This is a genomic window from Burkholderia sp. AU32262, from assembly GCF_020419985.1.
Lineage (GTDB): Bacteria > Pseudomonadota > Gammaproteobacteria > Burkholderiales > Burkholderiaceae > Burkholderia > Burkholderia semiarida.
The window spans coordinates 128937-154790 of sequence record NZ_JAIZRS010000001.1; the positions used below are offsets into that span (position 1 = coordinate 128937).

The window sequence follows — 25854 nt, forward strand, 5'->3', positions numbered from 1 at the left end:
TCGAACGGTGAAGCGCGCCGCTAGCGGCGCGGCGGCAGCGCGATCACGCGGCCCGCATACGCGGGCGCCGCGCAATCGCGCTGCAACGCATGCAGTTCCGCCACGCGCGCGGCCACGTCGTCGTCGAACGGCGCGGACTTCGCGCCGTCGCGCGTATCGACGTGCAGCAGCATCTGCTCGCTCGCCGATACCGCGTCGTCATGCCCTTGCGCGAACAGTTCGAGATACAGGTGCAGCCGCTTCGCGTCGTGCGCGAGCACGCGCGCATCGACGCGCACCGGCGTGCCTTCCTTGATCTCGTGCAGGTAGTTCACGTGCGCTTCGAGCGTATAGACCGAGCGGCCCCGCGCGCGACGCGCGGCGTCGTCGAGGCCGATGCGATCCAGCAATGCATCGGTCGCGAAGCTGAAGATCAGCAGATAGAACGCATCGCGCAGGTGGCCGTTGTAGTCGACCCATTCGGGCCGCACCACGTCGCGGTAAATCGTCAGCGGGGTATCGCCCGTCATCGCCAGTCCTTTATTCCTCGAATCGCATCCCGTGCCGCGCCTTCACCGCGGCGATCGCCTTCAGCACCTCGGTGATGCACTCGTCGCGATAGCGTTCGAGTTCCTTGATGCTGCGCGCGCCCTGCTGTTCGGTCGTGCCTTCGACGACGCTGTCGATCAGCGCGTCGGTGAGCTTGGGCGCGACCAGCTTCGTCCATGGCAGTTCGAGCGCGGGGCCGAACTGCTGCATGAAGTGTCGCATGCCCGCGTCGCCGCCGGCGAGCGTATAGGTCAGGAACGTGCCCATGAACGACCAGCGGATGCCCGCGCCGAAACGGATCGCGTCGTCGATCTCGCCGGTCGTCGCGACGCCTTCGTTGACGAGATGCAGCGCCTCGCGCCACAACGCTTCGAGCAAACGATCCGCGATGAAGCCCGGCACTTCCTTGCGCACGTGCAGCGGCCGCATGCCGAGCTTGCGGTAGATCTCCATCGCGGCTTCGACCGCTTCCGGCGACGTGCGCGCGCCGCCGAGCACCTCGACGAGCGGCAGCAGGTAGACCGGATTGAACGGGTGGCCGACCACGCAGCGCTCCGGATGCGTCGCACGCGCATAGAAATCCGTCGGCAGCAGCCCCGACGTCGACGACGCGATGATCGCGTCCGGCTTCGCCGCGCGGCTGATCTGCTCGTGCAGTTCGAGCTTCAGCGCCTCGCGCTCGGGCGCGCTTTCCTGGATGAAATCGGCATCGGCGACGCACGCTTCGATCGTCGACACGAACCGCAGCCGCGCCGGATCGGCGCCCGGCGCGAGGCCGACGCGCTCCAGCGCGGGCCACGCGTTCGCGACGTTCGCGCGCAGCCGTGCTTCGGCGCCGGGCGCCGGGTCCCACACGACCACGTCGAGGCCGTGCGCGAGCGCACGGCAAATCCATCCGCTGCCGATGACGCCGGTGCCGATCGCGGCGAACGTCTTGATGTCGGTCTTCACAGCCATGTCAACGCATCCTTCGAATCAGGGGAAATCGATGGCGGCCGCGCGTGGACGCACGCCGCCGTGTCATGCCGGTCAGTGGGTGAAAAAACTCACGCGAATTCGGCGATCGCGCGGCGTTCGAGCGGACGCTCGCCGCGCGCCGGCAAGCCGAGCTTGCGGCGGCCTTCGGCCGGCGTCAGCACGCGGCCGCCGAGCCGTTCGATGATTTCGCGCGCGCGCTCGACGAGCGTGCCGTTGGTCGCATGCACGCCGCGGTCGAGCCAGATGTTGTCTTCGAGTCCCACGCGTACGTGACCGCCGAGCAGCATCGCCTGCGCGACCATCGGCATCTGCATGCGGCCGATTCCGAAGCCGGCCCAGTGCGCGCCCGGCGGCAGGTTGTCGACCATCGCCTTCATCGTGCCGGTGTCGGCCGGCGCGCCCCACGGAATGCCGAGGCACAGCTGGAACAGCGGCGGATCGTCGAGCAGCCCTTCCTTCAGCAACTGCTTCGCGAACCACAGATGGCCCGTATCGAAGATTTCCAGCTCCGGCTTCACGCCGAGTTCCTGGATGCGCTTCGCGCCGGCGCGCAACTGCGCGGGCGTCGACACGTAGATGTAATCGCCGTCGCCGAAATTCAGCGTGCCGCAGTCGAGCGTGCAGATCTCCGGCAACAGTTCCTCGACGTGCGCGAGACGCGTGAGGCCGCCGACGAGATCGGTGCCCTTGCCGAAGCGCATCGGGTCCTCGCCGGGGCCGATCTCGAGATCGCCGCCCATGCCGGCCGTCAGGTTGATTATCACGTCGACGTCGGCCGAGCGGATGCGGTCGACCACCTCGCGATACAGGTTCGGGTCGCGGCTGCCGCGCCCCGTTAGCGGATCGCGCACGTGGCAGTGGGCGACCGTCGCGCCGGCCTTCGCGGCTTCGATCGCGGCGGCCGCGATCTCCTTCGGCGTGACGGGAATCGCCGGATGCTTGCCGACCGTATCGCCCGCGCCGGTGACGGCGCAGGTGATGATGACTTCGTGATTCATGCTGGATGCCTCGCTTGATTCGGGTTGTGTCGCATTGCGGGTAGCGCGCGGGCGCCGGCCATCACAGGCCGAGATACGCCTTCACGGCTGGCAGGCCGTCCTTGCCGTCGAACGTCTTGACGCCCGCGAGCCACGGATCGAGCACCTGCGGGTTCTTCTTCAGGTACGCCTTCGCGGCCTCGGCCGGCTTGGTCTTGTTCATCACCGACTGCATCAGCTGGTTCTCGAGCTGCGTCGAGAAGCGCAGGTTCGTCACGAGCTTGCCCGCGTTCGGGCAGCGCGCGATGAAGTCGGGCGCGGTGAGCGTGTACACGCGCGCCTCGCCGTAGTTCGGCCCGAACGCCGCGTCGCCGCCCGACAGGTAATTCATGCTGAGCTGGATGTTCATCGGGTGCGGCTCCCAGCCGAGGAACACGACCCACTTCTTCTCGCGAATCGCGCGCTCGACCGTCACGAGCATCCCGGCCTCGCTCGATTCGACGAGCTTGAAGCCGCCGAGCCCGTACTGGTTCGTGTCGATCATCTTCTGGATCGTTGCGTTCGCGCTGCTGCCCGGCTCGATCCCGTAGATCTTGCCGTCGAGTTCCGCGCGGTGTTTCGCGATGTCGTCGAAGGTCTTCAGGCCGGCCTGGTACGCGTAGCTCGGCACCGCGAGCGTCGCTTTCGCGCCGGACAGGTTCGGCGGCTCGACGACGTTGATCGATTTGCTGTCGAGGAACGGTTGCAACTGCTTCTGCTGCACGGGCCACCAATAGCCGAGCGACACGTCGAGCTGCTTGCTCTTGAGGCCGGCGAACGAGATCGGCACCGATGCGATCGTCGTGGTCGGCTTGTAGCCGAGCGCCTCGAACACGGTCGACGCGAGCGCGGTGGTCGACGTGATGTCGGTCCAGCCGATATCCGCGAAACGCACGGTGCGGCAGGTCGCGGCCTCCGTCTCGGCCAGCGCGGCCTGCGTGAACGCGCCCGTCGCCAGCACGGCCGCGGCAAGCGCGGCGATCTTCGTCGACTTCATGGTTCGATTCCTCCCGGTTGGTCTCGCGGCAGCCGGTGCGCGAAGTGTGCGCCGGCCTGCATCGTGGGAGTAAAAGTAACGAGCCATATTCGCCGCGAGAAGACCGGCGGCGACCTGTTCTTGCCTGTTTGCGACTATGAGTGGAAACCACTAGGTTTCGTCCGAGGCTTGACGGACGGGGGTTTGGGGTTTTTATGGAGATCCGCCGGATTGCCCGGATGCGGCGCGCACCTTTCGATTCCGCCACGGTGTTGCTGACGGATTTCCGACGCGTTGCCGGATGCCGTGGGCCGGCCCTATGCTGGCAGTCGCCGGGCGTTCGCGCGCGGCGCGCCCCGTTGCCGTGCCGCACCGGGCCCGGACGTCGCGCGTCGCCGGAACGAATGCAGACGGACACGGACGGCCGTCGCGACGTCAGTTTTCGATCTTTCCGCCAAGGAACACCATGATGCTTGCCGCTTTCTTCGTCGTCGCCCTTGTCGCCCTCATCGCGCCCATGTACCGCGGCGTGATGCGCGGCGCGGATGCGAAACTTCGCGCGCGATTCGATGAGGAGGCCCCGCGCGGCGATGCGGCACGCCAGTTGATGCGCGACGCGGGATACAACGTCTGATCGGCATACCTGGCATCGCGCGGCATTCGGCGAGCGCGATCCGCGTCGCCGGCGCGGCGCGCGTCATTGTCGGGGGGGTGCTGATCCGCGCGTGACGGCCGCGCTTGCGTTCCCGATACGCCGGAAACGCACGCATTCGCCGCGACGCTCACGCGTAGTTCATCATCACCGACTTGCTTTCCGTGTACTGGTCGATCACCGCGCGGCCGAGTTCGCGGCCGAAGCCCGACTGCTTCATCCCGCCGAACGGCAACGCGTTGTCGAGCAGCGAGTGGCAGTTGACCCACACGGTGCCGGCCGCAATACGCGGAATCAGCTTGTGGATCGCCGCAAGATCGTTCGACCAGATGCTCGCGCCGAGGCCATACGGGGTGTCGTTCGCGAGCCGTACGGCCGTGTCGACGTCGTCGAACGGCATCGCGACGAGCACCGGCCCGAAAATCTCCTCGCGCACCACGCGCATCGCATGCGTCGTATCGACCAGCACCGTCGGTTCGACGAAGAAGCCGGGGCCGTCGATCGCGCGGCCGCCCGCCGCCGCGCGCGCACCGTCGCCGAACCCCGAGTCGATGTAACCGCATACGCGCTCGCGCTGCTTCGCCGACACGAGCGGGCCGACCTGCGTGGCCAGATCCATCCCCGGGCCGATCTTCAGGCTCGCGGCGATCTTCGCGACGCGCTCGATCACGCCGTCGAACACCTTCGAGTGGATGTACGCGCGCGACCCGGCCGTGCACACCTGCCCCTGATTGAAGAAGATCGCGTTCGCGACGCCCAGCGCGGCCTTGTCGAGATCGACGTCGGGCAGCACGATCACCGGCGACTTGCCGCCGAGTTCCAGCGACATCCGCGTCATGTTGTCGAGCGCCGCATGGCCGATCGTCTTGCCCGTCTGCGTCGATCCGGTGAACGCGATCTTGTCGATGCGCGGATCGCGCGACAGCGCCGCGCCTGCCGTGTGACCGTAGCCGGTGACGATATTGACGACGCCGTCCGGGAACCCGGCCGCCTGGATCAGCTCGCCCAGCCGCAATGCGCTCAGCGGCGTGTCCTCGGCCGGCTTCAGCACGACGGTGCAGCCGGTCGCCAGCGCCGGCGCGATTTTCCATGCGGCCATCAGCAGCGGGAAATTCCACGGAATGATCGCGCCGACCACGCCGACGGGCTCCTTGCGCGTATAGGCGAAGATCTCGCTGTCCGGCAGGTACGGCATGCCGGCATCGATCACGCTGCCTTCGATCTTCGTCGCCCAGCCGGCCATGTAGCGGAAGCACTGCGCGGCCATCGCGACGTCGAGCCCCTGCGCGACCATCACCGGCTTGCCGTTGTCGAGCGATTCGATCTCGGCAAGCTCGCGCGCGTGGGTTTCGATCAGGTCGGCGAGCGCGAGCATCAGGCGCTCGCGGTCGGTGGTCTTCGCGCTGCGCCACGGGCCCGCATCGAAGGCGCGGCGCGCGGCAGCGACCGCCTGCTGCACGTCGCGCTCGTCGGCTTCGGGCACCCGTGCGATCACGGTACCGTCGGCCGGATTCACCACATCGAGTTCGCGGCCCGACATGGCATCGCACCATTCGGCGCCGATCAGCATCTTCTTCGGCTTCGCGAGAAACGCGCGCGTTGCGTCGAGCAGCGCAAAGGTTTCGTTCGTCTCCATGTTCACGTTTCCTTGAATCGTTGAATGAGTCGGTCAATAGCGATCCGTGACGCCGTCGATCCCGCGCGCCTGCAACGCGCGAACGAGGCCGGCGCGCACGGTCGCGACGTCGGACAATGCGGGACGGCGGTGCGCGGCGACTTCGGCGGCCGTATACGGCTTGAAGTCGCGCGGCAGCGCATCGCGGTTCATCGTCGTCAGCACCCAGTTGAGCACGTCGGCCAGTTCCCGATCCGACAGCGCCGAGTTCGACGCGCCGGGCACGCGCATCACGTACTCGCGCCCGGCCGGCAGGTGCGTGAAATAGCCGAGCGAATTCGCGAGCGGCGGCACCTTGCCGGGAATGCCGCCACCCGTGGCCGTGTGGCAACCCATGCAGTTGAGCACCCAGTGCTGCCGCGCGAGCGCGGCATCGGCCGCGCCGTCGGCCCGTGCGGGCGTGGCGTACGCGCAAGCCGCCGCGCCCGCCAGCAGCAGCCAGGACGACAGGCGATGCAACATGCCGCCGAGCCGCGACGCCAACGCGCACCGCCTGCCGCGTGCCGGCGCGCGAACGCCGTTCACAGGCCGAGCCCCTTGATCACCGCCGCGCGCTGCGCATGCACGGCCGCGCCGTCCATCGGCTTCGCGCGCGCCGCGCGGATATCGGCGGCCGTGAACGGCTTCGCATCGCCGTGCTGCGCGTTGAGGTCGAACACGACGTAGTTGAGCACGTGCGCGATGTCGTCGTCGCTCGCGCTCGCGAACGACGGCATCTTGAAGTTGTAGCGCTTGCCATGCACGTCGATCTCGCCGAACATCCCGTGCAGCAGCGTCGCGATCAGTTGCGCTCGCCCCGCTTCCGCCGCCGCATACTTGCCCGGATACTCGGTCAGCGGCGGCGCGAGGCCGTCCTGCCCTTTCCCGCCCGCCTGGTGACACACCACGCACTGTGCGTCGAACAGGCTTTTCCCGGCCGGGTAATGGACGGTTGCCTGTGCGCCCGCCGCGGCGGGCCACGCGAAGGCCGCCACGGCCGTCATGCACGCCACGACGATCTTTCCTGCCTGCTTCACTTTCATTGCTTTGCCGCTCCCAGCAGAACCGAAACCGAACAGTGGTAATTCGAATTACCGTTCGCCATGCACCAGTTGATGTCGTTGTTCAGCGACAGCTTGTACAGCGGCTTCTCGCGCTCGTTGCGGTTGCAGAAGCATTTGCCGCACGAGGTCTTGCCGCAGCAGTCGTTGTACGACACGATGTAGTCCGAACCGTCGTGCGGATTGCGGCAGGTGCCGATCCACGTGATCGGGGAAGGCGTCGTGCCCGGCGGACAACTGCTCGACGTGCCGCCGCAGCAGCTGCAGAGCCAGCCGTCGATCGCGCAGTATTTCCAGTAGTCGCAGCTCGTCGGGTCGTCGCTCGCGCCCGCCGCGGCGGCACCGGATGCGCCTGACGCCCCCGACACCGCCTCGGCCGCATACGCGGTACGGTCGACGGGCAGCAGCGGCAAAAGCGCCGACCCCACCAGCACCTTGCCGAGCTTCGCCATCGCGCCGCGCCGCGAGCTGTGCTGCGCGACGCCGCGCGCCGACCGCTCGAACCATGAATCAAACACGCCCATGTCGTCGTTCTCCAATGACGTTGAAAAAGGTTCGGCCGGTCATGCGTGCCGCGCGTGCGCGTCGTGGGCATCGTGGCCGTGATCGCCGTGCACGAACTGCTGCAACGACGCGACGCCGCGCTCCTTCGCCTCGAACAGGCTCTCGAGATGCTCGCGCGTGTTGACGAGCCCCTTCGCGCGCACGGTGCCCGTTTCGTCGAGCAGTACCGCATACGGCAGCTTGCCGATCTGATAAGCGAGGCCGAGCTCCCGCGACAGCACGTACGGGAAGCGCCCGAGGTCGTGCTTTCGCGCGAAGCGCGTGTGTTCGTCGGCATCGCCGTCGCTCGCGAGCACGATGTTCACCGGCGTCGCCTCGCTGGCCTGCAGCGACGGCAGCAGCGGCAGCAGCTTCTTGCAGACCGGGCACGTCGGCGACAGGAAGAACAGCAGCGTGGCCTTGCCCGCTGCATCGATGCCGCCGACCTTTACGTGCGACCCGCGGATGTCGGTCAGTTCGAACGTCGGCGCGATCGCGCCGACCGCCGGCCCCTTGTCGATCATCAGCGCGCCGGCCGGCATGATGCGTTCGTACAGGATGCCGATCTGGCGCACCAGCGCGAGGCAGATCGCGCCGAGCGCGAGGACGGCCACCCACAACAGGGCGGTGGAAACGGTGAGAGCGGTTTGCATCATGAATTCCTCAGATGAGAAAGGCGCGGGACGTTGGCGAGCAGCACGTCGACGGTGAGCAGCGCGCAGACGATCAGCAGCACGGAGAAGAACAGCGTCAGGTAGTCGAGCCACACGATGGCGCGCGCGCCCGGCTCGACGAAGGCGGTCGCGGCCAGCGCGACGAGCAGCAGCACGCGGCCGACATGCAGCCAGCCGATGCCGCGCGGTGCGTCCGCACGCGCGGCCGTGAAGCCGGAACAGCCGCAGTCGATGTCGGTGCGGCCGCGCAGCAGATTGATCGCGAGCCCGGCGGCAAACGCCGCGAGCAGCGCGATCAGGCCGCTCGCGCCGGCCGCGCGTGTGTCGGGAAACAGCAGCGCCACCGCGGCGACCACTTCCGCGAGCGGAATCGCGAACGCGACGGGCGCGGTCAGCGCATCGGGCAGCAGCCGGTAGCCGGCGAGCGCCTGGCGGAACGCGGCGGGCCGGCGCATCTTCGCGAAGGCGCCGAGCAGCACGACGGCGGCCGCACCGGCCTGCGCGCTGGTGGCGAGTACGGGATCGAGTGTCATCGCGGCCTCACGGGTTGACGAGCAGCGACGACGTATTGCCGACCTGCTTCTCGACGTGCCGCAGCGCGCCGGTGCGCGCGTCCATCACGACGAGGTCGGAGGTCGCCGTCAGCCCGTAGAAGAGCGGCTTGTCGTCTTCGCTGACCTGAATCGACACGAGCGGCTCGACCTTCATCTGCGCGAGATCCCAGCGCGCGACGCGCTGCTTCGTCTTCAGGTCGTATACCCACACCTGCGTGCCGGGATCCTTGTGCGAACCGTCGGCGCCCTTGTGCATCAGCACGTAGTAACGGTGCTGCTTCGCGTGCACGGCCGTCTGCTGCAGGCCGCCCGGGCGCCAGCCCTCGGCGCGCTCGGCGTCCGTCAGCAGCGGCCACGGCTTGCCGAACGCCGGCTTGTCGCCGCTGAAATCGGCGCTGCGCACGTTGCCGCCGTAGGTGGTGAACAGATAGCCGCCGTCGTACCGCGACGCGTTCACGAACGCCGGATCCCTGTCGACGTCGATGAACGCGTCCGACATCGTGCGCTTCGCCTCCTTGCCGTTCGCGTCGAGCGTGACGGTCAGCGCCTTGCCGCTTTCGCACAGCGCGGTGAAGCGGTCGTTACCCGACGGATAGGCGAGCACGCACGCGGCCATGTCGATCTCCGACAGCACCTGCTTCGAGACGGCGTCGATCACCGTCACGGACGCGGCCGGCGTGATGTTCGCGACGTACAGCCGCTTGCCGTCCCCGCTGAACGCGGTGTTGTACGGCGACGGCACGTGTTGCGCGTGCTTCGCCGGAATCACGATCTCGCCCGCGTGATCGAGCGTCGTGTTGTCGATCATCTCGACGACGTCGGTGCGCGTGCCGTGCGAGCCGCGCGAGAAGTAAGTCGTCGCGACGAAGCTCGTCTTGCGGTCCGGCGAGATCGCGAAACCGGGGGCGAAGCCGCCGTCGATCTGGCCGAGCAGCTTCTTCGCATCGGCGTCGTACACGTGGATGCGCCCGTCGGTCATCGACGGCATCGAGATGTCGACGACATAGACCTCGTGCGGATGCCACGGCGGCATCTTCCGCACGACCAGCTCTTCGGGTTTTTCCGTCGCGTTCGCGCTGCCGGCCCATGCCGCCGCCAACGCCAGCGTCGCCGCGAGCGCCGCGGTTCGTCGCCTTGTCCTCATGCCGCCTCCAGTGGGGAATTCACGTTGTGTGAGGCGACTGTAGTTCGACAATAAATGCGTCCAGCACCCGGACCGGCAACGCGTACGTGCCGATTCGGGATATCGGAAATGTGCGTGAAAGCCTCGCGGCGGCATGCGTTGCGCCCCTCTGAAGCACGCGCACGGAATAGCGCTGGCCCGTATTGCGTCGACCGCCCGGTCGGTTTAATCTTGCGCGGTCCGAACGATCGCCGGAGGTGCCGTGCTCGCGTTTCATCAGAGGTTCGACGACGCAGATCGGCATGCGGAGGCGCTGCGCGGCTGGAATCAGCGTTACGACCAGATCGGCTCCGGCGCGTATCGCAGCGCGGTCAAATACGCGGTGCTCGATGGCGTCCAGCTCTTCCAGGAAGCGGCGAACGTGCGCATCATCCAGCGCGGATGTTTGCCGCACGGCCATACGGTGTTCGGCATGCCTCTGACCGGCTCGGGCACCTTCGCGTTCGGCGACGCGCGCCTCGAACGCGGCACGATCGTGATGGCGCGCGGCGGCATACCGTTCGAACTTCATTCACCCGACGACATGTCGCTGATCGGCGTGGTCATCGAACCCGAATTGATGCAGCAGATCGAAGATGCCGCCGACGTCCGGCTGGACGCACGCGCGCTGCGGCGCGGCGTCGTCGAGGTGCCGGTCGCCGCACGCGAACGCGCGAGCGTGCAGCTCGCGACGCTGCTCGAACGCGTGCTGTCGGCGCCCGACACGTTCGATTCGGCCCGCGCGCAGTGCGCGATGCGCGCCGACGTCGGCAACGTGCTCGTCGATCTCCTCACGTACCGGATGCCCGAGCCGTCGAACCGGCTCACGCACGCCTGCCACGCCGACATCGTGCGCCGCGTGCACGACTACGTGATCGAGCACCCGGAAGCGCCGGTCGACATCCTGAGCCTCTGCACGCAATTGCGCGTGAGCCGGCGCACGATGCAGAACAGCTTTCAGTCGGTCGTCCAGACGAGCCCGCTCAACTACACGCGCTCGCTGCGCCTCGCGCAGGTCCGGCGCCTGCTGCTCGACACGCGGCAATCCGACCTGCCGATCAGCGAGGCGGCCGCGCGCTGGGGCTTCATGCATCTCGGGCATTTCGCGAACGCGTACAAGGCCCAGTTCGGCGAATTGCCGTCGACGACCGTGCGCCGGACGGCACATCGTGCGAAAACGCGCTGAGCGCCGGCAAAACCCGCGATAATCGGGCTTGAACGTCCGGCGAGCGCGCCGGGCGCGGCCCGCTCGCCGCGTCGCGCGGTGCGCGACGTCCACCACCCACGCTCCGATGCCCGAGGACTTCCACTTCCTGCTGCTGCCCGGCTTCTCCGCGCTCGGCTTCATGTCCGCGGTCGAGCCGCTGCGCGTCGCGAACCGCTTTCGCACCGAGCTCTATCGCTGGCACGTGATCAGCGCGGACGGCGCGCCCGTCGCCGCGAGCAACGGCATTCCGGTCGCCGCGGAAGCCGCGTGCGCGGACGTCCCGCAGGTCGATACGGTGTTCGTCGTCGCCGGCTTCGATCCGCTCGTCTGCTACACGCGTACGCTCGGCGACTGGCTGCGCCGCCAGCACCGGCATGGCGCCACGCTCGGCGGCATCGATACGGGCAGCTTCGTGCTCGCGGAAGCCGGGCTGTTCGACGCGTCGCAATCGCTCACGCTGCACTGGGAAGCGCTCGCCGCGTTCCGCGAGCGCTACCCGGGCCTGAACGCGACGCAGGAGCTGTTCGAGATCGACGACCGGCGCATCACCTGCGCGGGCGGCACCGCATCGATCGACATGATGCTCGACCTGATCGGACGCCGGCACGGCGCCGACCTCGCGGCGGCGATCTCCGAGCAGTTCGTCGTCAGCCGCATCCGGCAGCGCTCGGACAGCCAGCGGCTCGAGATCGCCGCGCGCTACGGCGTGCACAACCGCAAGCTGATCCAGGTGATCGGCACGATGCAGCGGCACATGGAGAATCCGCTCGGCTCCGACGCGCTCGCGCGGGAGGTGTCGATCACGCGGCGTCAGCTCGAACGGCTGTTCAGCGCGACGCTGAACGACACGCCGACGCGCTTCTACCTGAACCTGCGCCTCGATCGCGCGCGCGAGCTGCTGCAACAGACCGACATGAGCATCACGTCGGTCTGCGTCGCGTGCGGCTTCGAATCGCCGTCGCATTTCTCGCGCACCTATCGCGCGCGATTCGGGATGAGCCCGCGCAGCGACCGGCGGGCAACGCGCTGATCGTCGCGGCTTTTGACTACAATCCGGCGCGGTATTGCGGGTTCCGACAGCGTTTCCCGCCGTTCGCTCAACAATGCCGGCGATTGAACGGCCAACCGAAGCGGTCGTCGAAAATAATCTGGAATGTCGTTGAAAATATTCTGTAACATACCAAACAAAGTTAGATAGGGAGCCTAACGACACGCTTGCGTCATCTCCACGCGCGTCGGGTCGTGCAGGCTGCCAACCGATATCCGATATCGATCCGAGGGGTATGACATGACGATGCTCGATTCGCCGTCGCCGCGCCTGCCTGCCGTTCGCTTCTCCTCCGCTTCGCCTGCCCGCTTATTTTCGACCTGACAGTTAGGCTTCCTTAGTCAGTCGAGACTCCCAGCACCGCTTCGCCGCACCGGTTCCATCGAACCGGCGCGCGGGCCGTGTCGTGCCTGCTCGCCACGAGCGCGCGGGCGTGTCCAACCGTTGAGATGAGGATCACGTATGCAGACATCACGCAAAGCATTGCCGCTCGCCCTGGGTCTCGCGCTCGGTTTCGGCATCGTCGGCGGCACCCTGGCCGATACGAAAGTGTCGAATCCGCAGGCCGCGAGCCTGCGCGAAAGCCTGACGCGCGGCGTCGCGCCGCCGCCCGCGAAAGCCGATACGGCCGCCGGGCAATTCCGCGCGGACGGCGTCGCCGTCACGCTGTACAACCCGGCCTATCGCGCCAGGAAGGCCGCCGCGACGCCCGCCGCCACCGCGCGCGACTTCATCGCGTCGCAGGCGGCGCAGCTCGGGCTCGACGCCACCGCGCTCGCGAGTCTCGTCGTCACGTCGGAACGCGACGACGCCGACTTCACCGTCGTGCGCCTGCAGCAGCAGGCCGCCGGATTGCCCGTGTACGGCAGCGACATCGCGGTCACCGTCGCGAAGGACGGCCGTATCCTGTACGTCGCGAGCAACACGATCAACGGCGTGGTCGCGACGACGCGCAAGTCGCAGGCCGTCGACCAGCAGCAGGCGCTCGAGCGCGCCCGCGCGTATCTCGGCGTGAGCGGCTTCACGCATCTGGATGCGCAGCTCGTCGCGTTCGTCGACAAGGCCGGCACGCATACGGCATGGAAGGTGCGCGGCCGCCCGCAGGACGGCCCGAAGGGCGACTGGGAGCTGTTGATCGACGCGGGCAGCGGCGAAGTGCTGCGCGCCGAGGACAAGGCGTTCTACGCGACCGACGGCACCGGCTTCGTGTTCCGCCCCGATCCGCTGTCGCCGACGAAGAGCAGCTACGGCAGCACGGGCTACAAGGACGGCAACGACGCCGATTCGACACAGCTCACGGCCGCGCGCGTGCGCGTGACGCTGAAGGATGTCGCGCAGTCGGGCACGCGCTACACGCTGACGGGCCCGTACGCGGCATGCGTCGATTTCGACGCGCCGCTCGACAAGGCCTGCCCGTCGCAGTCCACGCCCGCGTTCGAATTCACGCGCGGCAACCTGTATTTCGAGGCGGTGAACGTGTACTACCACATCGACACGTTCCTGCGCTACGTGAACCAGACGCTCGGCATCAAGGCGCTGCCGTACCAGTACACGGGCGGCGTGCAGTACGACCCGCACGGCGAATCGGGCGACGACAACTCGTCGTACTCGTCGAGCAGCGGCCGGCTGACCTTCGGGCAGGGCGGCGTCGACGACGCGGAAGACGCGGACGTCGTGATCCACGAGCTCGGCCACGGCATCCACGACTGGGTCACCAACGGCGGCCTGTCGCAACAGGAAGGCTTGTCCGAAGGCACCGGCGACTATCTCGCCGCCGCGTACAGCCGCGACTTCAACCAGTGGAGCCCGTCGGACGCGCAGTATCACTGGGTCTACAACTGGGACGGCCACAACGAGTTCTGGGCCGGCCGCGTGACCAACTGGAACGTCGGGCGCACCTATGCGCAGGCGCGCGGCGCGGAGATCCACACGGCCGGCCAGTACTGGGCGTCTTGCAACCTCGTCGCGCGCGACGCGATCGGCGCGCAGGCGATGGACAAGGCGTTCCTGAAGGGGCTGTCGATGACCAACAGCTCGACCAACCAGAAGGCCGCCGCGCAGGCTGTGCTGACCGCCGCATCCGCGCTCGGCTACAGCAGCGCGCAGCTCACCGCGATCGGCAACGCGTACAACAAGAGCTGCACGTACGGCGTGACCGTTCCGCAGAAGTCGTAATACCGCAGCAGGCGGGAGCGCATCGCACGACCTGCGGCGCGCTCCCTTCATCGACATCGCCATCCTCACGAGATCGAACATGCCTACTCTGACACCGACCCGCCTGAGCGCCGCGCTGGGCGGCATGCTGCTGACCGCCGTCGCGCACGCGACGCCCGTCTGGATCACGCTCGGCGACACCGCGTTCCGCCAGCTTCAACGCATCGATGCGTCCGCAACCGCGCAGTACAGCACGACCGTCGATGCCGGCAAGGCGGCCGACGGCGCCGCGCGCCGCGAAACCGTTCACGTCGTCGAGATCGACGATGCCCGGCTCGGCGAACTGGCCCACGCCGTCCACCACACGCGCGGCCACGGGCCCGGCTACGTCGTCCACGATTCGTTCGACGACGCGCGGCAGGCGCTGCAGCCGTTGCCGGCGACGCTCGCGAAACAGGCCGCCGCCCCCGCGTACACGGTGTCGAACGTGCCGCAGATCGGCGCGTGGATCCAGCAACTGCAGGCGAGCAACATCGTCGGCACGATCACGTCGCTGTCCGGCTTCACGAACCGCTACTACACGACGTCGCACGGCGTCGCGGCGTCCGACTGGCTCGCGCTGCAGTGGAAGCAGCTGGCCGGCTCGCGCGCCGACATCACCGTCGAACAGTTCGCGCATACCGGTTTTCCGCAGAAATCCGTGATCCTGACGATCCGCGGCAGCGATCCGGCCGCGGGCACCGTCGTGCTCGGCGGCCACCTCGATTCGACCGTCGGCCGCACGACGGAGAACACGCGCTCGCCCGGCGCCGACGACGATGCGTCGGGCATCGCCAGCCTGACCGAGGCGCTGCGCGTGCTGCTCGCGAACAACTACCGGCCGAAACGGACGATCAAGTTCGTCGGGTACGCGGCCGAGGAAGCCGGCCTGCTCGGCTCGAAGGCGATCGCGAAGCAGTTCCGCACGCAGAATGCGAACGTGGTCGGCGTGCTGCAGCTCGACATGACGAACTACAAGGGCGATCCGAAGGATATCTACCTGATCACCGACTACACGAACGCGGCGCAGAACACCTACGTGAAGAACCTGGCGGCGACCTACCTGCCCGAGCTCGCGATCGGCACGTCGCAATGCGGCTATGCGTGCTCGGATCACGCGTCGTGGAACGCGCAGGGGTATCCGGCATCGTTCCCGTTCGAGGCCGACCAGAACGACAGCCCGTACATTCACACGGTGAACGACACGCTGGAAAACTCGGATCGACAGGCGAACCATGCGCTGAAATTCGGCAAGCTGGCGCTGGCCTATGCGGTCGATCTCGGCGGCATGGCGGGCGCGACGGCCAAGCGCTGAGCATTCGTCGTCGAGCGGCTTTCGCGTTCGGCAACGAAACGGGCGTTCACCCGCGCGGGTGCGCCCGTTCGCATGCCTTTGCTCCGTCCGGCTAGAATCGTCGTTCGACCACTCGCTACACGCTCGCCCACCATGACCGAATCCACCCGCTCCATCGACGACCTGTCGCCCGATCGCGTCACGACCGCGTTCGACTTGCCCGGCCATACGACCGTCCGCTCGCTCGGCGTCGCGCAGGGTATCGTCGTGCGCTCGCGCTCGATCGTCGGCTCGTTCGGCGCGTCGCTGCAGACGATCTTCGGCGGCAACATCACGCTTTATACGTCGCTGTGCGAGAAGGCGCGCGAACAGGCTTTCGACAAGATGCTCGCCGATGCGCGCAAGCTCGGTGCGAATGCGATCGTCGCGATGCGCTACGACTCGACCGAGATCGGGTCGGGCGTCACGGAAGTCATCTGCTACGGCACGGCCGTGCGCGTGACGCAGGACGCGTGACGGGATCGCGCATCACGCGTCACGCATCGCGTTCGAGCGACTTCATGTTCGTGAGCTGCGGAAACAACCGCATCCACGCCAGCGCGACGGCGATCGTCGCCACGCCGCCGACGACGATCGCGGCCGGCGCGCCCCACCATGCCGCCGTCACGCCCGATTCGAATTCGCCGAGCTGGTTCGACGTGCCGATGAACAGCGAATTGACCGCGCTCACGCGACCGAGCATGTCGTCGGGCGTGCGCAGTTGCACGAGCGACAGCCGCACGACGACGCTCACGACATCCGATGCACCAAGTGCCGCCAGCGCGACGAGCGACAGCACGAAATGCCTCGACAGCCCGAACACGATCGTCGCGATGCCGAACGCGATCACGCCGCCGAACATCGCCCGGCCCGGCCGCCCCTTCAACGGGAAGCGCGTGAGCCACAGCGTGCCCGCGAGCGCGCCGACCGCCGGCGCCGCGCGCAATGCGCCGAGCCCCCACGGGCCGACCTGCAGGATGTCGCGCGCATAGATCGGCAGCAGCGCGGTTGCGCCGCCGAACAGCACGGCGAACAGGTCGAGCGACAGCGCGCCGAGAATCGCCGGTTCGCGCCGGATGAACGCGATGCCCGAAAACACCGAGCGCAGCGTGACCGGCTCGCGGGCGGGCGGCGCGCCGCGCAGCGGAATCGTGCCGCTCAGCACCGCCGCGATCGCGAAGGCCGCGACGCTCGTGCCGAACGCGACGGGTGCGCCGACACCGTAGAGCAACCCGCCGCACGCGGGCCCGAGGATCTGCGCGGCCTGGTTCGCGGACGTCGACAGCGCGGTCGCGCGCGGCAGGTCGGTGCGCGGCACGACGGCCGGCAGCAGCGACGACACCGACGGCGACTCGAACGCGCGGGCCGTGCCGACGACCGCCGCGAGCGCGTACACGGCCGGCGCGGCCAGCCACCCTTGCAGCGCGCCGAGCAGGAACACGCCGGCGGCCAGTGCCTCGACGCTCTGGCAGATCGTCGCGATGCGCCGGCGGTCGTAGCGGTCGGCCACCTGTCCGACGACGAGCGTCAGCGCGAACATCGGCACGAACTGCGCGAGGCCGACGAGGCCGAGCGCGAACGCGCTGTGCGTGAGCGCGTACACGTACCAGCCGATCGCGACCGACAGGATCTGGAAGGCCAGCGACGACATCACGCGCGTGCCCCAGAAGCGCTGGAACGGTGCGTGGCGGAACAGGTTGGCGGGTAACGGGGATAAAGGACTGGAATCGGGCACGGGGGTGGTCATCGGGATCTCGGCGGTTGGCGGTGCACACCGCAGCCGTTCGGGAAACGACGACACACGCGAATGCGTGCGCGCGGCAACGGTGCAGGCGCGGCCAAAGCGCGATGATATGCCAACCGCCGAAAACCGGCCGGCCGCCGGCCACGCGCCCCGTCGAGCCGCGGCATCGCACAAAAAAAAGCGCGAACCACGGTTCGCGCCAAAGAGAGACCTCGCTGAAGACGTCACATCACTACACTGCACCTACCCGCTCAGAACGAATGCCGCATCCCGATCCGCACGTCGGCCTGCGTCTGCGTCGTCGACGGCGTGAAGCTGTAGCCGATCACCGCATCGACGCCCTGCGACGCGCGCAGGTAGTCGCCGGAGATGTACACGTCCGTGCGCTTCGACAGCAGGTAATGCAGGCCCGCCGTGCCCTGGTTCCAGTGATGGCCTTCGAAGCGCGTGTGCTGGTAGCCCGCGATGAAGCTCAGCGCCGGCGTGAACTGGTACAGGCCGCCGCCTTCGTACACCTGCATGTGCGACGACTGGCCGAAGCCCTTGATCGTCGTGTACGAGTAGTTGGCATCGAGCGTCAGCTTGCCGATCGTGTAGCTCGTGCCGATGCCGAACGCGCCCTGGCTGTCGACACCCATCGGCGTGTTCGCGAACAGGTCGGTACGTGCGCCGGTCGCCGGATCGACGGTGACGGTCTGCTGGCCGAGGAACGTGTGCGTGCCGATCATCGCGTACGGGTCGAACGCGTAGATGCCGTTCGGGTTGTTCAGGCGCGTGTACGCGGCGCCGATCGAGAAGTCGCCCTTCGTGAAGCTCGCGCCCGCGCTCCATGCGCTGTTGCGGTGGAAGTTGCCCGCGACATTGCCGAACGAGTACATCGCGCCGAACTTGAAGCCGCTCATGTCGTTCGACAGGAACTTCACCGAATTCGGCAGGCGGTCGCCGTTGAAGCGGTCGAAGTCGCCCTGGTGGATCGCATAACCGCTGCCCCAGGCCGAGATGTTGTAGATCGACACGAGTTCGTTCGTGATGTCGAGCTGGTTGCCGAACGACAACGTGCCCCAGTCGTTCTGCAGGCCCACATACGCCTGCCGGCCGAATTCCGCGCCGCCGAAGCCGAGTTGCCCGTTGCCGAGACGGAAGCCGCTCTCGAGCACGAACACCGCCTTCAGGCCGCCGCCCAGGTCTTCGGTGCCCTTGAGGCCGAAGCGGTTTCCGTACGCGACGCCGTCGTCGAACTTGACCACGTGCGAGCCGCCCGTGTTGTTCACGTACGTGATACCGGCATCGAGAATCCCGTACAGCGTCACGCTGCTTTGCGCGTGTCCGATGGCGGGAATACAGGCCGCGCATGCAAGCGCGGCGGCTACGGCAACTTTCGTGTGCTTCATTGTCGACCACCCTCCCTGAACCATTCGATGGATAGAATCTCGTCCCGGCGCGTGCCGCGATGCGCCGGTGGATTCGAATTCAGACCGCCCCGCTGGCTTCGGTATTTCGTTTTCCGCAATAACGCAGCCATTGGCGAAAAATACAAACCCATATTTCGGGTCACCCGTCTGAAGGCGACACTAAATGGTCACGATGCGACGGGTCGGGAAAACACGTAGACAGGCGGCACGGCGAAAACCGGCCGCCCGGAGGGAGGCGATCAGCGGCCGTCGAGGGCCGCGCGCACCGCCGGCAGGCCCGGCGCGCCGGCCGCGGTCGTCACGCCGTCGAGCCAGCCGGCGACCAGCGCGGGTTCGGCTTTCAGCGCATGCTGCGCCGCGAGCACGGGCGGCGTCTTGTTGTCGAGCATGTCGGCGATCATCCGGTTCTCGACGTCGACGGAGAACGTCATCTGCCGGAACAGCCGCGCGAGGTTCGCGCACTGGCCGGCGAACCCGGCACGCGCGACCGTGTTGACCGTCGCACCGCCGTAGTTCGGGCCGAAATACGCGTCGCCGCCCGACAGATACGTCAGATGAAACTTCGTGTTCATCAGATGCGGCTCCCACGCGAGAAACACGATCCAGCGCTTGTCGCGCACCGCGCGCTCGACCTGCGTGAGCATGCCCGTTTCGCTCGATTCGACGAGCGACCAGTTCGCGGACCCGAGCGCGTGGTCCGACAGCATCCGCTTGATGTTCTGGTTCGCGGGCGCACCGGGCTCGATCCCGTAGATCTTGCCGTCGAAGCGGTCCGCGTAGCGCGCGAGATCGGCGAACGTATGCACGCCGGCGGCGGCCACATAGTCGGGCACCGCGAGCGTGAACTTCGCGCCGCTCAGGTTCGCATGCAGCACGTCGATCGATTTCTCGTCGACGAACGGCTTCACGAGCGGCGCCTGCGCGGGCATCCAGTTGCCGAGGAACACGTCGACCTGGCCTTTCTTCAAACCCTGGTACGTAATCGGCACCGACAGGTTCGCCACCGCCTGCCGGTAGCCGAGCGCCTTCAGCACGACGCCCGCCATCGCGTTCGTCGCATCGATGTCGGTCCAGCCGGGCGCCGCCATCTTCACGTCGCCGCACGTGCCCGGATCGGCGGCAGTCGCAGGCTGCGTCGCCGCCACGCACGCGGCGGTGGCGAGCGCCGCGCCGATCCTTCGAATTGCTGCATCGCATTGCCGTTTCATCGTCCGCTTCCTCCGTCGTTCGTCAATGTTCGCACTGCCGGACGTTCAGCGCCCGACGCGCGGAAAACGCGCCATCGCCTCGAGCGTGTCGAGTTCGATGTGATTGCGCATGTAGCGCTGGCTCGCGTCGGTAAACGGCTGCCAGTCCCACGCGTGGATGCGGCCCTGCGTCGTCGCCGCGTAATGGAAGCGCCGGCGCCGCTGGCTCGCGCGCACCTGCCGGTCCAGCTCGGGCAGGTTCCAGCGCTGCCCGGCCTCCGCACGGAACACGGCGAGCACGTCGGCGGCTTCCGGCCGACCGGCCAGATTCGTGAGCTCGCGCGGGTCGTCCGACAGGTTGTAGAGCTGGTCGGGATCGGCCGGGCAATGCACGTATTTCCAGTCGCCGCGGCGGATCATCACGATCGGCGCGAGCGCCCCTTCCGCGAGGTATTCGCCGAGCGCGACGTCGTGCGCGGGCGTGCCGTGCAGGTGCGGCACGAGGCTCGCGCCGTCGACCGGGTCCGGCCAGCCGCCGGCGGGCGCCGCGCCGGCCAGGTCGACGAGCGTCGGCAGCAAATCGACGTGCGACACGGGCCCGCGCACGCGCGCGGCGCCGAAGCGGCCCGGCGCATGCACGATCAGCGGCACGCGGCAGCCGCCCTCGAAGAACGTCATCTTGTACCAGAGCCCGCGCTCGCCCAGCATGTCGCCGTGGTCGGACGTGACGATCACGATCGTGTCGTCGGCGAACCCGCATTGCTCGAGCGCGGCCAGCACGCTGCCGAACTGCGTGTCGACATAGGACGTCGCGCCGTAATACGCGCGGCGTGCGGCGCGGATCTGCGCGTCCGTCGGCGGCGTGCGGTCGTTCTCGCAGACGAAGCGCAGCCGCTGCGAATGCGGATCGCTTTCGGCCGCATCGAGCCGCACGGCCGGCATGTCGATCTCGTCATCGTCGTAACGATCCCAGTATTCGCGCGTGATCGCATACGGGTCGTGCGGATGGGTCAGCGACACGACCATGCAGAACGGCCGCGCATCGTGTCCGGCCGCACGCTCGCGCGCGACGTCGTACAGCTTCTGCTTCGCGGCGAACGTCACTTCGTCGTCGAAGTCGAGCTGGTTCGTGCGCACGCACGGGCCGGCGTCGAGCACCGAGCTCATGTTGTGATACCAGCTCGGCCGCTCGGTCGGGCTGTCCCAGTCGGGCACCCAGCCGAAATCGGCAGGATAGATGTCGGTCGTGAGGCGCTCCTCGAAGCCGTGCAACTGGTCGGGCCCGCAGAAGTGCATCTTGCCGGACAGCATCGTCCGGTAGCCGCCCGCGCGCAGGTAGTGCGCGAACGTCAGCGTTTGCGCGGGCAATTCGGCGGCGTTATCGTAGGCGCCGATGCCCGACGGCAGCTTGCCGGTCAGCAGCGAGAAGCGCGACGGCGCGCACAGCGGGCTCGCGCAGTACGCGGCGTCGAACACCACGCCTTCGGCCGCAAGCCGGTCGAGCGTCGGCGTGCGGGCGACGCGGTTGCCGTACGCGGGCAGCGCGAACGGCGTGAGCTGGTCGGCCATCAGGATCAAGATGTTGGGTGTCGGGTTCGTCATCGGCGATCGTGGGAAAAGCGGTGTTCGAATGGAACGGCTCGCCGCTCGGGCAGCGAGACGTCCGGCATGACGGAGGCGGCCCGCGGAAACTGCCGCGCGCCGGGGCCGCGCTGGCTAGAATCGCGGAATCCGTTGCCGCCGGCGCGTGAAGCGCATGTGCCGTACCGTCCGCTGCACTATCGCCCGCCCGAATTCGTGCGGGTAGGCGTCCGGCCCTTATGGGGCCATTAGAGGGACTTATGTCGAAACCCGAACCGTTACCGTCGATGCAGGCGCTGCGCGCGTTCGAATCGGCCGCCCGGCTCGCGAGCTTCACGGCCGCCGCGCGCGAGCTCGGCTCGACGCAGCCGGCCGTGAGCCAGCAGGTGTTCCAGCTCGAAGCCGAACTCGGCGTGCCGCTGTTCGAACGCAGCCCGCGTGGCGTCACGCTGACGGCCGACGGCGAGTGCCTGTACGAAGCCGTGCGGCTGAGCCTCGACACGCTGCGCGGCGCGACCGCGACGCTGCGTGCGCGCCGCGAGCACGGCGCGCTCACGATCGTCACCGACTTCGGTTTCGCGACCTACTGGCTGATGCCGCGCCTGGCCGGGCTCAAGCGCGTGATGCCGGACGTCGACGTGCGCGTCGTCACGTCACAGGATTACGACGCGCAACGCGACCACGGCGACATCGCGATCCTGTTCGGCGACGGCCACTGGCCGTCGTGCACGGCCGCGCGGCTGTTTCCGGAATCCGTCACGCCCGTGTGCTCGCCGGCGTTTCGCGACGCGCACCGGGGCGTCGCGCGGGCCGACCACCTGCTCGCGCTGCCGCTGCTGCACGTGCAGCCGACGCGCCCCGAGCGCTGGCTGTCGTGGGCGGGCTGGTTCGACGCGCACGGGCTCGAACCGCCGGCCGCCGCGCGCGGCGTGACCTTCAACAGCTATGCGCTCGTGATCCACGCGGCGCTGCTCGGCGAAGGCGTCGCGCTCGGCTGGTCGCCGCTCGTCGACGAACTCGTCGCGAGCGGCCAGCTCGTGAAGCTCGTCGATGCGCCCGTCGTCACGTCGCGCGGCTACTTCCTGGTGCGGCCGCCGCAGCGGCCGGAGCCGGACGCGACCCACGTGTTCCGGCGCTGGCTGCTCGACGCGTGCGCGGGGGCCTGACGCGGGCCTCACCCTGCGGCCCTCGCCCGCCCGCTGGCGCACCGATACCAGCCACACGGCGCGTTGGTTCTATCCGCCGCGAAATCGTCCTGATTTACTTGAGCCTCCCGCTACCCACGCGGCGCGGCGCTGTCGTGCGCCGCCGCGCGGCCGTACGCCCCCTGCCATCCGAGGAGTCTCATGACCGCCGAGCACCGCCCCGATCAATTCGTCCTGACACTGTCGTGCCCGAGCGCGGCCGGTCAGGTCGCCGCCGTCGTCGGCTTTCTCGATCGCCATCGCTGCTATGTCGATGCGCTGAACGTGTTCGACGACGATCTCAGCAACCGCTTCTTCGTGCGCTGCGTCTTTCATCCGACGGATGAGACGTTGCAGATCGACGCGCTGCGCCAGGAATTCGCGCCGATCGCGGCCGGACTCGCCGGCCACGATGGCGGCATCCAGTGGGCGATCCACGATGTCAACGCGCGGCCGAAGGTGCTGATCATGGTGTCGAAGCTCGAGCACTGCCTCGCGGATCTGCTGTTCCGCTGGCGCATGGGCGAGCTGAAGATGGATATCGTCGGCATCGTGTCGAACCACCCCGACTTCGAGCCGCTCGCCGCGCAGCATGGGTTGCCGTTCCGGCACTTCCCGATCACGGCGGAGACCAAGGCGCAGCAGGAAGCGCAATGGCTCGACTTCTTCGAATCGAGCGGCGCCGAGCTCGTGATCCTCGCGCGCTACATGCAGGTGCTGTCGCAGGAGACGAGCGCGAAACTCGCGAACCGCGCGATCAACATCCATCATTCGTTCCTGCCCGGCTTCAAGGGCGCGAAGCCGTATCATCAGGCGCATGCGCGCGGCGTGAAGCTGATCGGCGCGACCGCGCACTTCGTGACCGACGATCTCGACGAAGGCCCGATCATCGAGCAGGTCGTCGAGCGTGTCGATCATGCGCTGCGGCCGGAGCAACTGCTTGCGGTGGGGCGCGATGTCGAATCGCTGACGCTCGCGCGCGCGGTGAAGGCGTTCATCGAGCGGCGGGTGTTTCTGAACGGCGACCGGACGGTGGTGTTTTCGTAAACGGGCGCCGCGCCGGCCTCTATCAGGCGTTGCCCGCCAGGAAATCGGCGGGAAGGCTGTGCGCCAGCACCCTGTCGACATTGATCAGATCGTTGCCGTCCAGCTTCGCGCGCAGCAGGCGTGCGGCCAACGCCTCGCGGTCGATGTGTCGCGCGCCCGTCGACGCGCCGCTCATGGCAGACGGCTCCGCTCGGCCTGCTTCAGTGCCTCGCGCGCGGACTTGAGCTGCACGCGCGTGAAGGCCAGCGCGTGCGCGGCGAGATCGTGGCTGTCTTCCCACAGGTTGCGCCAGATCGCGAGGATGCCTTCGAGCGGCTGGCCGACGACGCGCGACGAAAAACTCTCGAACGTGATCGGCCCCGTGTAGCCGCTGAACACCAGCGCGCGGAACACCGCGGTGAAATCGACGTTGCCCGATCCGAGATACCCGCGATGCGAATCGCCGACATGCACGTAGCCGAGATGCTCGCCCGTATCGCGGATCGCCGACGTCACGTCCGACTCCTCGATATGCATGTGATACGTGTCGAGATGCACCTTCACGTTCGACCGCGCGATGCGTCGGCACAGCTCGACACCCTGCGACGCGGTGTTGAGCACGTTCGACTCGTAGCGATTGACGACCTCGAGCCCGAGCGTGATGCCGCTTTGCGCGGCCATGTCGGCCACCTGCGCGAGGATGTCCGCGGACATCGCGACGCCGGCAGCCGTCGTCGGCGTGACATTCTTCTGGAACGCCGAATACAGGATCCCGCATACGTGCGTCGCGCCACAATCGCGCGCGACACGCAGCGCGGCCTCGAGTTTTTGCTTGCCGCGCGCGGCCTTCTGCACGTCGCCGCTCGAAATGTCGGATTCCGCGTCTAGCCCGAGCGAGAACGTGATGCCGAGGCCGGATCGTTCGAGTTCGCGCCGCGTGAATTCGGCATCGATCGAATCGGGATCGAGCGCGGGCACCTCAATGAAATCGAAGCCCGTCTCGGCCGTGTTGGCGATCGCGCGCACGCACGCGTCGCGGCTCCAGCCGGCTTCCCACACCAGCGCATGTACGCCAAGCTTGTTCATTTCGTCTCCTTCCGTTGAGGGGGTTCGAGGGCGCCGAGCGCAGGCGCCGCACTTGAACGGGGCCTGCGCGGCCGCGACGCATGCCGGGCCCATGCCCAGCGCACCAGCATCACTGCGAGCAGGAACGCGCCCCACAGCGCGGTCGCGAGATGCTGGCTCGCACCGAGCAGGTTGAGGCCCGATGCGATCACCTGCAGGATCACGAGCGCGATCACGACCGGCGCGACGCGACCGAAGCCGCCGAACGGATCGACACGCCCGAGAAAGCAGGCAAGCACCGAGATCAACAGGAACGCCTCGCCGTGGCCGACACGCACCGAGTTGAAGCGCGACAGCATCACGACGCCGGCCACGCCGCACATCAGCCCCGACAGCATGTAGATGCGCGTGATCGCGCGCGTGGTCGAGATGCCCGAGTAGCGCGTCGCCTCCGCGTTCGAGCCGATCATCCGCGTGACGAAGCCGAGCCGCGAATACGTCATCACGACGTGCCACAGCAGCGCGCAGCCCGCGAAGATCCACAGCGGCACCGGCACGCCGAGCCACAGCCCGTTGCCCATCGCACGCACGACCGGCGGGAACCCGGAAATGTCGCCGCCGCGCGTCAGGAATTCGCCAAGGCCGCGCAGGAAGATCATCGCCGACAGCGACACGAGGATCGGGCTCGCGCCCGTCCAGGCGATCACCGCGCCGATCAGCCAGCCAGCCGCGGCGCCCGTCGCGAGCGCCGCCGCGATGCCGAGCGCGACCGCTGCGATGCCGGCCTCCGGGCCGCCGTGCGACTGGATCACCCACGCCATCGCGAGCCCCGCGATGTTCGCGGTGAACGTAACGGCGAGATTGAAGCCGCCGGACACCAGCGGCATCAGCATCGCGAGCGTGAACAGCCCGAGCTCGGGAAGCTGGAACGCGATCGACACGAAGGTTCCGTCCGTGAGGAAGCGATCCGATGCCAGGCTCATCGCCACGACGACGCAGGCAAGGAAGCCGAGCAGGCCGGCCACGTCGGCCGGCACGGACAGCACTGCCAGGCGCCGGGATTGCCCATGTTTCAT

26 protein-coding genes are annotated in these 25854 nt (G+C 67.9%); 8 read left to right on the forward strand and 18 right to left on the reverse strand.

The features are described 5' to 3' along the window. Positions 1-20: 20 nt before the first annotated feature. From LGN10_RS00510 to LGN10_RS00525, 4 genes are all read right to left on the reverse strand, one after another. Positions 21-509, reverse strand: a complete 489-nt coding sequence (locus LGN10_RS00510; RefSeq protein WP_060011924.1) for a thioesterase family protein — start codon at positions 507-509, stop codon at positions 21-23. A gap of 10 nt (positions 510-519) precedes the next feature. After that, positions 520-1485 carry an L-carnitine dehydrogenase gene (locus LGN10_RS00515; RefSeq protein WP_059643173.1) on the reverse strand — a complete coding sequence of 322 codons (966 nt, stop codon included), beginning with the start codon at positions 1483-1485 and terminating at the stop codon, positions 520-522. Positions 1486-1574: 89 nt separating this feature from the next. Beyond that, on the reverse strand, positions 1575-2504 hold the full coding sequence (locus LGN10_RS00520; RefSeq protein WP_059584402.1) for a 3-keto-5-aminohexanoate cleavage protein: 930 nt from the start codon (positions 2502-2504) through the stop codon (positions 1575-1577). A 61-nt stretch (positions 2505-2565) separates the two neighbouring features. Beyond that, on the reverse strand, positions 2566-3519 hold the full coding sequence (locus LGN10_RS00525; RefSeq protein ID WP_059584400.1) for a choline ABC transporter substrate-binding protein: 954 nt from the start codon (positions 3517-3519) through the stop codon (positions 2566-2568). Positions 3520-3964: 445 nt separating this feature from the next. Here LGN10_RS00525 and LGN10_RS00530 point away from each other — a divergent pair, with 445 nt between their 5' ends. Next, positions 3965-4132, forward strand: coding sequence for a hypothetical protein (locus LGN10_RS00530; RefSeq protein ID WP_155644555.1), 168 nt, complete (start codon positions 3965-3967; stop codon positions 4130-4132). A 148-nt stretch (positions 4133-4280) separates the two neighbouring features. Here the strand turns inward: LGN10_RS00530 and LGN10_RS00535 are convergent, their stop codons facing one another. Genes LGN10_RS00535 through LGN10_RS00565 form a run of 7 tightly spaced genes read right to left on the reverse strand, consistent with a single transcriptional unit; the run spans position 4281 to position 9780 of the window. Continuing rightward, positions 4281-5786 (reverse strand): aldehyde dehydrogenase family protein, encoded by a 1506-nt coding sequence (locus tag LGN10_RS00535; RefSeq protein WP_226221163.1) that lies wholly within the window; start codon positions 5784-5786, stop codon positions 4281-4283. A 33-nt stretch (positions 5787-5819) separates the two neighbouring features. After that, complete coding sequence (locus LGN10_RS00540) at positions 5820-6287, reverse strand: c-type cytochrome (protein ID WP_226221164.1); 468 nt, start codon at positions 6285-6287, stop codon at positions 5820-5822. Between the two features lie 59 nt (positions 6288-6346). Beyond that, positions 6347-6847: a c-type cytochrome gene (locus LGN10_RS00545; protein WP_226221165.1), complete on the reverse strand. Its 501-nt coding sequence runs from the start codon at positions 6845-6847 to the stop codon at positions 6347-6349. Next, positions 6844-7389, reverse strand: coding sequence for a methylamine dehydrogenase light chain (locus tag LGN10_RS00550; protein ID WP_059643247.1), 546 nt, complete (start codon positions 7387-7389; stop codon positions 6844-6846). Before LGN10_RS00550 ends, LGN10_RS00545 begins: the two co-directional genes overlap by 4 nt. 39 nt (positions 7390-7428) lie before the next feature. Further along, the gene (gene mauD / locus LGN10_RS00555) at positions 7429-8064 is read right to left on the reverse strand and encodes a methylamine dehydrogenase accessory protein MauD (protein ID WP_060314272.1); all 636 of its coding nucleotides are present in this window, start codon (positions 8062-8064) and stop codon (positions 7429-7431) included. Beyond that, positions 8061-8615, reverse strand: a complete 555-nt coding sequence (locus LGN10_RS00560) for a MauE/DoxX family redox-associated membrane protein (RefSeq protein WP_060314268.1) — start codon at positions 8613-8615, stop codon at positions 8061-8063. The genes mauD and LGN10_RS00560 overlap by 4 nt, the downstream gene beginning before the upstream one ends. Positions 8616-8622: 7 nt before the next feature. Continuing rightward, a complete protein-coding gene (locus LGN10_RS00565; RefSeq protein WP_226221166.1) occupies positions 8623-9780 on the reverse strand; it encodes an amine dehydrogenase large subunit in 1158 nt (385 codons plus the stop codon). Positions 9781-10021: 241 nt separating this feature from the next. Between LGN10_RS00565 and LGN10_RS00570 the strand changes: the two genes are divergently transcribed. The 5 genes from LGN10_RS00570 (at position 10022) to LGN10_RS00590 (ending at position 16056) form a co-directional block, all read left to right on the forward strand. Continuing rightward, on the forward strand, positions 10022-10984 hold the full coding sequence (locus tag LGN10_RS00570; protein ID WP_060968446.1) for a helix-turn-helix domain-containing protein: 963 nt from the start codon (positions 10022-10024) through the stop codon (positions 10982-10984). A gap of 106 nt (positions 10985-11090) precedes the next feature. Beyond that, positions 11091-12035, forward strand: coding sequence for a GlxA family transcriptional regulator (locus LGN10_RS00575; protein WP_059584387.1), 945 nt, complete (start codon positions 11091-11093; stop codon positions 12033-12035). A gap of 480 nt (positions 12036-12515) precedes the next feature. After that, positions 12516-14228, forward strand: a complete 1713-nt coding sequence (locus LGN10_RS00580) for a M36 family metallopeptidase (RefSeq protein ID WP_226221167.1) — start codon at positions 12516-12518, stop codon at positions 14226-14228. A 79-nt stretch (positions 14229-14307) separates the two neighbouring features. Then, positions 14308-15561 carry a M20/M25/M40 family metallo-hydrolase gene (locus tag LGN10_RS00585; RefSeq protein WP_226221169.1) on the forward strand — a complete coding sequence of 418 codons (1254 nt, stop codon included), beginning with the start codon at positions 14308-14310 and terminating at the stop codon, positions 15559-15561. Positions 15562-15693: 132 nt separating this feature from the next. Next, complete coding sequence (locus tag LGN10_RS00590; protein WP_059584382.1) at positions 15694-16056, forward strand: YbjQ family protein; 363 nt, start codon at positions 15694-15696, stop codon at positions 16054-16056. A gap of 19 nt (positions 16057-16075) precedes the next feature. On the opposite strand, the gene LGN10_RS00595 is transcribed toward LGN10_RS00590, so the two are convergent. From LGN10_RS00595 to betC, 4 genes are all read right to left on the reverse strand, one after another. Then, positions 16076-17551, reverse strand: a complete 1476-nt coding sequence (locus LGN10_RS00595) for an MFS transporter (protein ID WP_410369285.1) — start codon at positions 17549-17551, stop codon at positions 16076-16078. Between the two features lie 23 nt (positions 17552-17574). Further along, positions 17575-18714, reverse strand: coding sequence for a porin (locus LGN10_RS00600; RefSeq protein WP_226221171.1), 1140 nt, complete (start codon positions 18712-18714; stop codon positions 17575-17577). Positions 18715-18974: 260 nt separating this feature from the next. After that, a complete protein-coding gene (gene choX, locus LGN10_RS00605) occupies positions 18975-19943 on the reverse strand; it encodes a choline ABC transporter substrate-binding protein (protein WP_226221182.1) in 969 nt (322 codons plus the stop codon). 45 nt (positions 19944-19988) lie between these two features. Further along, positions 19989-21524: a choline-sulfatase gene (betC, locus tag LGN10_RS00610; RefSeq protein ID WP_226221184.1), complete on the reverse strand. Its 1536-nt coding sequence runs from the start codon at positions 21522-21524 to the stop codon at positions 19989-19991. A 239-nt stretch (positions 21525-21763) separates the two neighbouring features. On the opposite strand from betC, the gene LGN10_RS00615 reads away from it, so the two are divergent. Both LGN10_RS00615 and purU read left to right on the forward strand, forming a co-directional pair. Beyond that, a complete protein-coding gene (locus tag LGN10_RS00615) occupies positions 21764-22669 on the forward strand; it encodes a choline sulfate utilization transcriptional regulator (protein ID WP_059643217.1) in 906 nt (301 codons plus the stop codon). A gap of 180 nt (positions 22670-22849) precedes the next feature. Next, complete coding sequence (purU, locus tag LGN10_RS00620; protein WP_059584373.1) at positions 22850-23734, forward strand: formyltetrahydrofolate deformylase; 885 nt, start codon at positions 22850-22852, stop codon at positions 23732-23734. 22 nt (positions 23735-23756) lie between these two features. Here the strand turns inward: purU and LGN10_RS00625 are convergent, their stop codons facing one another. Genes LGN10_RS00625 through LGN10_RS00635 form a run of 3 tightly spaced genes read right to left on the reverse strand, consistent with a single transcriptional unit; the run spans position 23757 to position 25854 of the window. Continuing rightward, complete coding sequence (locus LGN10_RS00625; protein ID WP_180278258.1) at positions 23757-23909, reverse strand: hypothetical protein; 153 nt, start codon at positions 23907-23909, stop codon at positions 23757-23759. After that, complete coding sequence (locus tag LGN10_RS00630) at positions 23906-24799, reverse strand: sugar phosphate isomerase/epimerase family protein (protein ID WP_226221186.1); 894 nt, start codon at positions 24797-24799, stop codon at positions 23906-23908. Before LGN10_RS00630 ends, LGN10_RS00625 begins: the two co-directional genes overlap by 4 nt. After that, positions 24796-25854: an ABC transporter permease gene (locus LGN10_RS00635; protein ID WP_226221187.1), complete on the reverse strand. Its 1059-nt coding sequence runs from the start codon at positions 25852-25854 to the stop codon at positions 24796-24798. The genes LGN10_RS00630 and LGN10_RS00635 overlap by 4 nt, the downstream gene beginning before the upstream one ends.